Origin of the sequence: Blautia sp. LMAG:36, assembly GCF_008680535.1 — a bacterium.
In the GTDB taxonomy this organism is placed as follows: Bacteria; Bacillota; Clostridia; order Lachnospirales; family Lachnospiraceae; genus Blautia_A; species Blautia_A fusiformis.
This window is the reverse complement of sequence record NZ_NALB01000003.1, coordinates 811566-824638: the sequence shown is the minus strand read 5'-3', so window position 1 is coordinate 824638 and position 13073 is coordinate 811566. Positions and strand designations below refer to the sequence as shown.

Sequence of the window (13073 nt, the reverse complement as noted above, 5' to 3'; positions counted from 1 at the left end):
TTTCACCTGTCCCAGAAGTTATCACTTTTACGAAAGTATACTTCAAACTTTCTTGAAATACCCGTAATTCCAAAAACGCTTTTCAGGCGCTTAAGATCCTCATCACTATGATAGTAAACCAACCATTTTGTTTCTGGACGAACTTCATATTCAATTCTATCAAGGTATGGAACATCAACATCTCCAAAAGACAATCCCAGACATACAACTTGATTAACATCCCTCAAAGCTGAAAAGAAATCATCATTCTCACTTATTATCGCATCCGTATCCTTATACAACGACTCACAAAAATCAGCAATTGCATTACATATGCTTTCATACCATTCAACATATTCCTCCTGCGCCTCTTTTGCTTTCCTGCGATATAAATCAATTATGTACTTATTTCCATGTCCCATTATAGGGGCTATTTCACAACATGATGGGATACCTCCATGCAGATGAAGTACGTCTTTTATGCCATAAACCTTTTCAAGAGTATCTGTGTAATTAAAACTCATAAACAGATCATTTCTGTTATTAATGAGACTATCTTTTTTACACATAGCTTGGGATGTATCAATAGTTTGTAACCATTCTAATACGTACTTTTGGAGTTTATCTACAAATCCGTATTGTTCCCTCCAGTATACATTCATAGTATCAATTATGCCCTCCATAGGCATTGTATCTACCATAGAATAAGCAGAATCATACATTCCCTCAACATCCGGATGCCCTATTTTTTCTTCAAAACTCCACCACAAATCATTAATAACCGACTTATCCCATCTTTCTTGAGCCTCTTTCGTATACCAGGGTTCCGTATCATCTAAGGGTTGAATATTATACATACTTTCGAAAGTAGTTAAAAAAGACTCATGATTCTCTTTCAAAAATTCTCTAAAAGCTGCATATGGCGTTCTTATTCCATGTGCTATATCAAAACCATTGCCGAATATATATAATGTCTGCAACAATATCCCCCCTTCCATTGTTTATACTTTCATTCATATCTATCAGCAGTCCAAACAGGCTGCAAATCACATTTTAGTGCACCTACCTCACTTTATACATCTTCATTCCTGTCTGTGCTTTAAAAATTGATGCATCTCTTTTTGCATCAGCCAATTCGAATCCACCGATAACCTTCTCCTGAGTCTCTGGACTCCAATAGATTTTCAGATGCTTTTTAGACCGTGTTATCGCAGTATAGAAAATATTATGAGTTATCATTTCATCCACTTCTTCTGTGATAATCACTTTGACCGAATCATATTCCAAACCCTGCGCCTTATGAATAGAAACAGCATAAGCTATTTGGAATGGAATATCTGTATCATCCGCAAATTCCTTGTCATCATCAGAATCTTTCTTCCTTGTAACACGGAACTTCACAATTGATTTACCTTCTTCATCCGATTCCAACAATTTCAAATCTGTATGCCATACCTCATCTTCTGAGATTTCCTTCTCTACCTTGATAGAAAACCATATGCAGTCCTCTTCTTCATCCAATGAAATATCAACAATTTTTCCTTTCAAATTATTGTAAAGAACTGGCATAAATCGTTCCGACTCATTGAACAAAATAGGGTCTCCAACCTTAAATGTCCAAAGCCCCCAGCGGTATGCTTTCGACTTATTATTCTCTTGTAAAAATCTATTGATATTATTAATGCCATAAAGACCATCATAATTTAGACAAAGAATAATCTCATCCGCTGACTTCTTATCAAACACCGATGAATCCAAACTGGTAGAATAACGATGATTAACAATATATTCTGTCAAATCATCATCCAGATTTCTTACTTTTCTCCAGAACTCCAGCAAATGTTCATCCTTTGTTCTATATGGCTTTTCTAATTCATTCCATGCGTATGCCGGAACAAAGTACTTTGCCATTGAGAACCAGTTACCAAATGTTATGGATTCAATCTGATATGTATCGCCTACCAGTATCATGATCTCGCAAGAGATTTTATCAATGATATCTGCCATATCAGAATTACTAACCATACTGCACTCATCCATTACAAGAATATCGTAATCTGTACGATTATATCTCGACATAAGGAATTTCTTAATCGTCATAAATTCACATTTCTGTGGATCTATTGCTGTAACTTTACGTCTCAGATTTTCAACCGCTGGATTGGTATTAGCTAAAAACAGAATGGATTTCTCCCTCATATAATTGGCAATGTGGTTAATCAAATATGTTTTTCCGGTACCGGCTGCACCGTAAATTAAGGACACTTTGGTCTTATCAAACATATTCTGTAATATATTTTTCTTCTCTTCACTGTCCACATCAGCGATCAGATCCAACCAGAAGCTCACGTCTTCCTGATATTCTGGAATGCCCTCTGTTGACATTTCCTTAAGCTTGTCAATAATCTTCTTTGTATTTTGAAATGCTCCCTGAATATATAAGTTCTGGCCAAACTTCTCAATCCGTCTATTGGTATGCTTGAAATACAAACGATTATTAAATGCCGTTATTTCAGCATCCAAATTATCTGTATATTCTTCTAGTTCTTTCACAGGCGTATATAAAACAGCATTGGTACTCATATTGGAAAGAATGTATCTGGCAACAAACTCATGCTTCCTGTTATCTGCTGACAAACTGCCAAATAACTCTGCACTCTCTGGGTTATGTTGTCTTAATGATGTTGCAAAAGGCATCTGATCAAATGGTATACATCCCCAATCAAGATACAAATCAGATAACTTCCAACAACTACCGCTACCCAGCTGATTCTTTATCACTTTATTATTCAAGGTATGAAGTAGATATCTTACTGTCGTAGAGCCTGCGCCCTTAGTTCTGATTAATCTCCTGCATTTATCCAAAACATTTTCAAAATAATGCACCTGACTCTTTCCAAACATCTTCTGCTTTATAAGATTATAAATATCTCTCGGAGCGGTCACTATATCCAACAGACTCGCACCGGAGTTAGAGAGATACTGCATCATTCCTATATATTCAGAGTGGCTCGGTGACATTTTGATATCATCCCCGAAAATCTTTGCAAAATTATTCAGCTCGCACGGTCTGATAGATACCATAAAGTCTGTAAGAATATTTACCGGCATTTTCCTTCCATTCACTTCAATGGTTTCGTAATAAATATCCATCTTAGCTGAATAATGTGATGGAATCATTATCTTTGAATAGCATACAAATCTATCAAACTTACTTGTCGTATCATATGCTGGAGTCAGTACTATCTCATAGTACACAGCCTCTCCAGACACAAAAGGCACTACCTTGTGTACATACATTCTTGGATTGTGAGTGAGATCCCTGATTTCTCTCCTAAGCTCCAGTCGCTCTGCAATTTTGTCATGATATTCTTGAACCGCATGATCCGTATTTATAGGAAATTTCTCAAGGTTGTGAAGGATATCCATCTGATATTCTTGCTTCACAAAATTCCTCAATATCATATAAAACTTATAATATTTCAATACAAGTCTCTCAGCACCTTCTCCATCAGGTGTATAATGAGACTTGGATTCCTGCAGAAAATTATGAAACTTTCGCAAAAATTGGAACTTATTATGGTGTTTGATATATTCGGTAGCAGCTGGGATAGTTTCCCAGTCTGCTTCCAAATCTTCACCTTTTGCATCCGCATATGCCTTTACAGCAACATGCTCTACAAGGTTTCTCGACTGGCTCAGAAGATTCTGCGATACCAAAGCTCTTGAAACCGTCTCAAAATCTATCAAATCTATATTCTGGCAAATCGTTTTGTCAATATCACGTATTCTTTCATCTATCTTTGGCACGTTCTATAGCTTCACCCCTTAATCTTCTTTTTTTCCATATTCAGCAGGTTCCTCTGCTACCATATATACTGGAGTTTTAGCAAAGTCATAAGTTATAACCTTATCTTCTTCCTGTTTTTCCTTAAATGCAACAATGCCAAGTCCGGAATATTTTTCAAAATATTCCCTGAGCTTGTAGATGACAGTTTTTTTCTTTTTAGCTCTTGCTCCGTCACCGCCAAACCTACTCACAGGTGGAAGTATCTTATCAATATCTGTTCCCGTAGTTTTAACCTCTCCTTCACGAAAACAGTTTTCAATGAATTTTCGAGTTTCCTCTGGTTTAAGTTTTTCTTCTTTGATAAGAGTACACAAATCTTTCTCGCGTTGCATCACAATAAAATTCTGCCATTCAATCATTACATCATCCATATCGTTAATACCAGAAATAAATGTTTCGATAAGTGCTTTCTTACTTCTCAGTTCAGGACTGGCATCAATTGCTTTCCTAATTGTGATTAATACTTCCTTATCCTCACCATGTGTATCATGATATTTTTTCACCAACATTAATATATAATCGATATTAATCTCAATCTGCTTAATTAATTCCACCTCAAAGACAATGTCATCAATTATATCAACGCTTTCTCCGTTCTCTCTCTTGCGTTTCCACTCATCTCGCAAATCCTGATATTTTCCAAGATAATCCTGAAGGTTTCTTTCTGTAATGCACTCTTTTCCGGCAAACTCGTCGAATACCAAAAGCAGATTTCTCATTCTAAGAATTGCACCAAATAAAGTAATAAAGTCCTTCTGGTTCTGCTCTCCGATTATCTGTGGTTCTATAAGTGGAAACTTAGAGTTCAGTTCTTCAATCATATCCACATAGCCCGGCATTTGTTTACCATCTACCGATTCATATCCATAGTAATAATCTTTGAAGCTCTTCATCAAAACAATACCGCCGGCATTCTTATCTCCAAATAATGAAATGGCCGCATCTACTCGTTTCTGCAAATTTCTAAAGCATACAATATTACCAAATGTCTTAATACTGTTCAGAATACGATTTGTACGTGAAAATGCCTGAATCAGGCCATGCATTTTCAGATTCTTATCCACCCACAATGTATTCAGCGTAGTGGCATCAAAACCTGTAAGAAACATGTTTACTACAATCAGAAGATCCAACTCCTTATTCTTCATACGAAGAGAGATATCCTTGTAATAATTCTGAAATTTATCACTGGCAGTATCATAATTCGTATGGAACATCTGATTATAATCCAGAATTGCGGAATCAAGAAAATCTCTTGCGGTCTGATCAAGCGCAGATGTATCTTCTGGGTTCTCTTCATCCAGAATCCCATCAGCCTCTTCTTCATTCGCTCCATAGCTGTATATAACCGCAATTTTAAGATTCTTTGTTGGGTCTGCTTTTATCTGTCTTCTAAACTCATCATAATAAAGTTTTGCCATCGGTACCGATGAAACAGCAAAGATAGAATTAAATCCACTTATTCTCTGCTTTTGCTTTATCTCTTCAACTTTTCCTCTGTCTGCAGATGCCACCTCTGCAATATTAGTAAGTGCATTGTAAACGTAGGTTTTGTCTCCACGATATGTTTTCTGATCAAAATGCTCCAATATGTATTTAGTAACCAATGCTATACGTTCTGGAGCTTCAAATGCTTTTTTACGGTCAATATCCCATACCTGCTCATCATCAATATCTGCATCCGTATCCATTGTCTTTATGTAATCAACACGAAATGGAAGTACATTCTTGTCATTGATAGCATCTACAATCGTATATGTATGAAGCTGATCGCCAAAAGTCTGCTCTGTTGTAAAGAACTTCGGATTTTTTACTGTACCAGAATTCGCCGGGAATATCGGAGTACCAGTAAACCCAAACATATAATATTTCTTAAAGCTACGCACAATAGCAGCATGCATATCACCAAACTGACTGCGATGACATTCGTCAAAAATTATTACAACCTGCTTATCATAAACAGCATGCTCCTTATATTTCTTGATGAAAGATGACAACTTCTGAATGGTTGTGATAATGATATGGGATTTACTATCTCTAAGCTGCCTCTCTAAAATTAACGTAGAAGAGTTACTATTGGCAGCTCCCTTTTCAAATCTGTCATATTCCTTCATAGTCTGGTAATCCAGATCCTTACGGTCTACAACAAACAAGACCTTATCTATAAAACTTAAGTTAGACGCAAGCCTTGCTGTCTTAAATGATGTCAAAGTCTTACCGGAACCAGTTGTATGCCAGATGTATCCACCACCTGCAATATCTCCATACTTTTTGTAATTATGAGCAATCTCTATACGATTAAGTATTCTCTCTGTAGCAGTAATCTGATATGGTCGCATAACCATCAGCATGTTCTCAGACGTAAATACACAGTACTTTGTAAGAATATTCAGAATGGTATGCTTCGCAAAAAATGTCTTTGTAAAATCAATCAGGTCCGGAATCACTCTGTTATTTGCGTCGGCCCAGAATGATGTAAATTCAAAACTATTGCTTGTCTTTTCTTTTTTGGTCTTTCCAGAAGCAGCATCCTTAATCGCATTAAAACGTGTACTGTTTGAATAATACTTTGTGTTTGTTCCGTTAGAAATAACAAAAATCTGAACATACTCAAACAGACCGCTTCCAGCCCAAAAAGAATCTCTCTGATATCTGTTAATCTGATTAAATGCCTCTCGGATGGCAACACCCCTACGCTTTAATTCCACATGAACTAAGGGAAGACCATTCACTAGAATTGTAACATCATATCTATTATCGTGCTTAGCCCCTTGTTCACTTCCTATAACATACTGATTAATTACCTGCAGTCTGTTATTATGAATATTTTTTTTATCAATAAGCAAAATATTCTTGGTAAGAGCATCATCACGCTTTAATACCTGAACAAAGTCTTCTTGTATTTTTCTAGTCTTGTCTTCTATCTTATCATTCGGATTAGCAATTGCTTCATTGAAGAACCTGTCCCATTCAGAATCTGAGAACTTATAATTATTCAGTTCTTCCAATCTTTCACGCAAATTTACAATCAGATTCTTTTCTGTATGGATAGGTAAATATGTATATCCCTGCTCACAAAGAAGGCGTATGAATTCCTTTTCCAACTCAGCCTCGGACTGATATGAGTCAGACCTTGACTTCACTGGCTCATATTCAGTTACAACAGTATTTTCATTTGTTGCTGCAACTATATTAAAAAATGGCACGTTCTTCACCTCCTATGTTTCTATTTCATCCGTGGTTTTTACAAACATGAATGATGTCATAGTTTTGTTAATTACATCTAATACAGGTTTTTCACCATTCGCCAAAACAAGCCTATTGATAATTTCTTTTTTAATCTTGGTCAATCGTGTAATTCTAATCCATATCCCGTTGTTGTTTTCCTCATCCAAATAGCTTTTGTAATAACTCGGGTACGCATTATCGTCTGGCCCATTATTGCTCATTGAATCAAACTGTGCCAAATAATAATTATTTCCTTCTGCTTTTGGGGTTTTAAGAATAATAAACCCTCCATCATCTTTGATTCTTTCCAATTTTCGCACATCTGGTATTTTTCCACTCTTTAATATCCACACGTGCCCTTCTTCATTTAGAACTTGTGTATGTTCTTCAATGAAACTGTATCTACGATAATCTTTGAATCGAAAAAGCAGAATGTTTATTCCTTTTTCAATAATCATATTTTATCTCCCATATGATAATAACTTTTTTCTATAATATGCTAATTCCTTCTGCCGAAGAAGAATCTCATTTTCTAAAAGAGCTATCATCTTTCTAAATGCTGTATCTAGTTTTTCAAGCTTCTCGCAAATCATCTTCTGCTCAATAAGAGGTGGAACGGGCACGCAAACCCTTCCTATTGCTCCAGTGTTAAATTGCGGTTGCCCACCAGTGGACACATATTTATTCGCTTGCTTCCAATACATCTGAGTTCTAGTAAAAAACCAATAAAACTTGTTATCCATAATCGAATTATCAAAACTAATTTTTATCAAGAATGACGCATATGCTGCTGGTTCATCATTCGGAACATGCAATGTCTTACCATAGGTAGCCCCCGTTCTGGCCATAACAATGTCCCCTTTATGAAGCATATATTTTTCAACATCTTCTGAATAATCAATATACTTTGCATCATTATTCTTTAAAAATCCATTTTCATCAATATCTGTTATACGGATAAACCTTACAGATCCTGCGTCCTTTGCCTTATCTGTATATCCATATGAGAACTTAGCAATCTGCTTAAGCTCGACGTTTTCGTATTCTTTTCCTTCATTCTCTCCAGTTAGCAATCTGATGGCATATGCATCAAACTGTTCTTTTCGTAAGCGCTTTTCTTCTTCAAGTTTATCCATCAAAGAACTCTCGTACATATCCAGTTCATCCAATATGCTCACTATTTCTAACTGGACCTCGATAGGAGGAACAGAAATCAGTCGTTCTTTCATATTTGCCATAGAAACATGTGGCATTGTTGAATGGGTTAATGAGTTATAAATCTCATCCACATCATTTTTCAGGAAATGATATAAGTACTGTTTATTTAATATAGATTCATCAAAAATCAATTTCCAAATATGATAATGAAAGATTACTTTTTCTCCACTCCAAATCATTGGACCTAGTGATGCAGCCCATGCATATAGTAGATCCCCTTTTTCACAATATTTGTCCTCATCCAATTCTAGGTCAGAATAGTACCACTTCTCACTAGTAAAAAAATTACCCACACGCAGTACCGGGTATTTACCCTCATCTAATAATTCGTTTTTTTTGTAAGCTCTTCCGTTTAAAAATTTAACAACCTCGCCCAGCTTTTTTACTGGAATTCCGTCTGGGCACAGTTTTTTAATTAAAGTATCTATATTACTCATTCTGTACCACCTTCAATTTCTCGAATTATCGATTCAATATCTCGTCTTAACTCATCTTCTTGCTGTACAATATCTTGAATTCTATTTTCCAGATCCTCTATGTCAATTTCTTCACGAGTATCTTCTTCTTCAACATATGTTGACACCGCCAAATTATAGTTATTATTAACTACTTCTTTATGTGAAGCAACATGTGCATAATGGACAATTTCTGTTCTCTGAACATAGGTATCCATTATGTGCTGGATGTTTTCTTGAGTAAGTCTATTATTATTTGTAACTTTGACAAATTCTTTTGATGCATCGATGAAAAGTATCTTGTCATCGACTTTTCCCTTTTTCAGCACCATGATACACGTAGAAATAGACGTACCAAAGAACAGATTACTCGGAAGCTGGATTATGCAATCAATGTAGTTGTTATCTACCAAATACTGACGAATCTTTTTTTCTGCTCCACCACGGTACATAATTCCAGGAAAACATACGATTGCAGCTGTTCCATTAGGCGCTAACCAGGAAAGTGAATGCATGATAAATGCAAGGTCTGCTTTGCTCTTAGGAGCGAGCACACCCGCAGGCGCAAATCTCGGATCATTGATAAGCAGTGGATTATCATCTCCGGACCATTTAATAGAGTACGGTGGATTTGAAACAATCAGTTCAAAAGGCTCATCATCCCAGTGCTGAGGATTAGTTAAGGTATCTTCACATTCAATATCAAATTTATCAAAATCAATATCATGCAGGAACATATTGATACGACAAAGGTTGTATGTAGTAATATTGATCTCCTGGCCAAAGAAGCCATTCATAACAGCCTCTTTTCCAAGAAGCTTTTCTGCTTTCAAAAGCAATGATCCAGAACCACACGCAGGGTCATATACCTTATTTATGGTTGTCTTTCCAACAGTTCCAAGTCTTGTAAGAAGAACCGACACATCTGCTGGAGTAAAGAATTCTCCACCGGATTTACCTGCATTTGAAGCATACATGGTCATGAGATATTCATATGCATCTCCAAAAGCATCAATATCGTGATCCTTAACAGAACCAAGATTCATTGCGGCTATACCATCAAGCAGTTTTACAAGTCTTTCATTTCTCTTGGCTACAGTACTTCCCAACTTATTACTGTTAACATCAAAATCATCAAACAGTCCCGCAAAGCTATTTTCAGACTGGCTGCCTTGGGCAGATTCCTCAATATGACGGAATACTCTCTCCAGAGTCTCATTCAGGTTTTCATCCAGACTGGCTCTCGCTCTAACATTACAGAAAAGCTCGCTTGGAAGAATAAAGAAACCTTTTTCCTGAACCAAGCCCTCACGTGCTTCTTCTGCCTCTTCATCTGTCATCTTTGCATAATCAAACTCTGTATTTCCAGCCTCGATCTCACCGCTGTTAATGTAAGCAGTGATATTCTCGGAAATATATCGATAGAACATAGTACCAAGAACATAGTTCTTGAAATCCCATCCATCTACTGCTCCACGCAATTCATCAGCAATTGCCCAAATCGCGCGATGCAGTTCTTCTCGTTCCTGTTCTTTCTTAGTATCGACCATTGTATCGACCTCCGTTTTCTAATTATTTGTCAGCGTCGGCACTCTGGCCGCTTTCAATCCATGCATCAACTTCTGATATTTTGAATTTGTACATTCTTCCTACTTTGTGATATGGAATTGTATCTTTCTTTATCCATGCACGGATTGTATCTTTGCTGCATCCTACATGCTTAGAGATTTCTTCCAAACTAAGCCATCTTTCCACATCATTAATATTAGCCATGTTAGTGTCCAATAATACTCCCTCCATTAAAACTCACTGTTTCTATGTTTCTCTACAAGCTCATCATAATATGCTTTGAGCCGTTCGTATTTCTTCTTAATAACCTCATCACTTTTGATAAGGGTAAACAACGCCATATATCTTGCAAGTCTCTTTTCCAGCTGACTCATGTCGGCTTTATATTCATATCCAAAAGTAATGACCTTTCCAGCATCATCCGTAAGTACAAAATCGCAGTCTTCTAATCTCTCTATCTTATCCCTTTCTACTTTTCTGAGATTCAAGGAATATTTCTGTGTGTTTTGGTCAAAAACCTTCTCTCCAATAATCGCCCTGCTTTCAGCCTCCGGATAAAGAGTTTCCATATCAATCATCGGAGCCACCATTGCTGACGGATTATCCATATCCATATTCAAACGCTTAAGCATCATTGATAAGATGACTGACTTTGGCTCACTTTTGCTTGCGATAGCATATTTCCCGATAATGCCGCTTTTCTGCTCGCATTCTTCTATAACAGCCCTGTCAATCAATGCACTCTTTATCTCACGGAATCCATGTACCAAGAATGCATTAAAGGATTCCTCTTCCACCTTATCTTTGAATATCATATCCAGATAAGGTAGATCCAAACATACCTCAACCTTTTCATCTGAAAGTTCATAGAGCATTTCAAAAGCTATACCGCCATTGAATTCCGATTCCGGCACCGTCCACAGCTTTCTACCCATCGCTTCTACTTCATCTGGTTCTGCAAAATAATTATATTCAGCAAACAAAAACTGTTGAAATCCCGGATCTATGTATAAGATATCCGATTTTGCCTCATACATCATACATGCCGTAGCACACGCATCATGAAGGAAATTCGTCTTGTTCATGATTCTCGGATTGGCTACCTGCTTCGTTGATTTCAATTTCTTAAAGATGGCTTCAAAAGTCATTTTATTGAACTGAAATTTTCTTTCCACGTACGATATAGCACAAAATTCCCTGAACACGTCTGTAAAATCATCCTGACTGTCTGCACTCCGAAATACCCTGTCCAAAGGGCTTTTTTCCATATCGTGGTCCGATAAAATCGTATCGTATGCAGAACGGTAAAACTCATGTGGTCTATCATAAAACGACTGATATGACGGATAATTCATGATACAGAAGGTAAGCAGCATTGGATTGGAAGCAAATTCTCCGTGCTTATTCAGATATCCTTCATTCAAATTTCTGGTAAGTTCTGCCTTTACGCCATCATCCTTAATAAGTTTGTCTATCAGATCTCCTGTCTGTCTATCATCAAATGGCATCAAATACAGCCTGCTTCTAAATCCAATCGATTTTGCTACATCACACTCTCTGGATGTAATGACATACTGATTCATCGGATAAATCTTTATCATTTCTCGCAACCTATGCTGAAATGCTACCATGTCAGAAGGATCTATTTCGTCCAATCCATCCAGAAGAATCTGACATTTACCTGCTCTCAAAACCTTGTCTGCCGCTTCATCATTGAAAGACAGATCAAACATGCTAACAGATTTAACAATGCAGCTAAGCAGATCACATCCAGCAAATCTAAAATCCCTCAGTTCCACCAGTATGGGCATAACACCTGTCTCAGAATACTTCTTCATCGATTCTACAAACAAGTGTCTAAGCATCATAGATTTACCCATGCCGCCATTGGCAATAAGAGCTACCATATTGGATTGCTCAGCTATTTTATCAAGAGTAGCATCCTGTATCACTGTACCTCTGGCTGGCATACCTCTTCTCGAATACGCACTATCAACAGTACTCAGTGTGTTACAGATAAACACATCCTTCATTTCGCAGAGTTCATCAGAAAAATTAGTCTTTACCTTTGAATACTCTGCAAGAGCTTTTTGTTTATATACCGGAAAAATCTCTTTGCTCTCCGTGTTGGAATAAATATTCTGAACAACCTTCTCAGCACTTCCTGTTCCTCTTGCGATTTCACGAAGCTGCTGACCTATTGCTACAGTAAAAAGCTCCTTATCAATTTCATTGACCGTAGAAACTTTTATTCCAAATCTGTCCATTACTGTTACCAGGGCATTATCGTTTAATTCCCTGATAACTATCTCCAAAAATCTATTTTCATCATATTTCTCTGCGATTTCTTGCCACACTGCAGGATTGAAAGTTCTGGTTCCATTTAACCACTTCTCATAACTGCTGTCTGATGTCGGAAGCAATTCCCAGCTATCTTCTGGAATCGCTGACTTCACTAAAAATTCCACTATCTTTTTCTTTGCTCTGTGGTTCGTCAATCCGCCAGAGGATCTTGATATATAAAAATTCAAGAAGAACTCATCGAATTTTAGCCTCAATTATCAATATCTCTTTTCTCTGTCTGTATTGTCCGTGAAATGTCCGCGAACTATCGTGAAATGTCTGTTTCCCTGTCAGGGAACTTTTCCCCGACCTAATCTAAAATATTCAATATAAAGGCAATACCTCTGAGGTACAAGAAGAAGGGATTTGAACTCATTACTATATCAGTTCAACCAGACTCAATCCCACTTATTCATACCTAAGTATACATC

Annotated in this window: 8 protein-coding genes; all 8 read right to left on the bottom strand. The window is 36.9% G+C overall.

The genetic code is table 11. The features are described 5' to 3' along the window. Positions 1–2: 2 nt before the first annotated feature. Positions 3–959, bottom strand: coding sequence for a bacteriophage abortive infection AbiH family protein (locus CCC17_RS04005; protein ID WP_055052388.1), 957 nt, complete (start codon positions 957–959; stop codon positions 3–5). Positions 960–1041: 82 nt separating this feature from the next. Then, entirely contained in the window at positions 1042–3789 is a 2748-nt protein-coding gene (locus CCC17_RS04000) for an ATP-dependent DNA helicase (RefSeq protein WP_055052389.1), read from the bottom strand. A gap of 18 nt (positions 3790–3807) precedes the next feature. Continuing rightward, complete coding sequence (locus CCC17_RS03995; protein WP_055052390.1) at positions 3808–7035, bottom strand: type I restriction endonuclease subunit R; 3228 nt, start codon at positions 7033–7035, stop codon at positions 3808–3810. 12 nt (positions 7036–7047) lie between these two features. Then, positions 7048–7515: a hypothetical protein gene (locus tag CCC17_RS03990; protein ID WP_055052391.1), complete on the bottom strand. Its 468-nt coding sequence runs from the start codon at positions 7513–7515 to the stop codon at positions 7048–7050. 3 nt (positions 7516–7518) lie between these two features. Next, positions 7519–8712, bottom strand: coding sequence for a restriction endonuclease subunit S (locus CCC17_RS03985; RefSeq protein WP_055052392.1), 1194 nt, complete (start codon positions 8710–8712; stop codon positions 7519–7521). Continuing rightward, positions 8709–10280, bottom strand: a complete 1572-nt coding sequence (locus CCC17_RS03980; RefSeq protein ID WP_055052393.1) for a type I restriction-modification system subunit M — start codon at positions 10278–10280, stop codon at positions 8709–8711. The genes CCC17_RS03985 and CCC17_RS03980 overlap by 4 nt, the downstream gene beginning before the upstream one ends. Positions 10281–10302: 22 nt before the next feature. Next, positions 10303–10503 carry a helix-turn-helix domain-containing protein gene (locus tag CCC17_RS03975; RefSeq protein ID WP_330577278.1) on the bottom strand — a complete coding sequence of 67 codons (201 nt, stop codon included), beginning with the start codon at positions 10501–10503 and terminating at the stop codon, positions 10303–10305. A 26-nt stretch (positions 10504–10529) separates the two neighbouring features. Then, positions 10530–12767 (bottom strand): NACHT domain-containing protein, encoded by a 2238-nt coding sequence (locus CCC17_RS03970; protein WP_242857092.1) that lies wholly within the window; start codon positions 12765–12767, stop codon positions 10530–10532. Positions 12768–13073: the final 306 nt, after the last annotated feature.

Coding starts and splice junctions, on each gene's coding strand:
- CCC17_RS03975 (WP_330577278.1), bottom strand. CDS start 10,503: ATGGCTAATATTAATGATGTGGAAAGATGGCTTAGTTTGGAAGAAATC.
- CCC17_RS03985 (WP_055052392.1), bottom strand. CDS start 8,712: ATGAGTAATATAGATACTTTAATTAAAAAACTGTGCCCAGACGGAATT.
- CCC17_RS03990 (WP_055052391.1), bottom strand. CDS start 7,515: ATGATTATTGAAAAAGGAATAAACATTCTGCTTTTTCGATTCAAAGAT.
- CCC17_RS03980 (WP_055052393.1), bottom strand. CDS start 10,280: ATGGTCGATACTAAGAAAGAACAGGAACGAGAAGAACTGCATCGCGCG.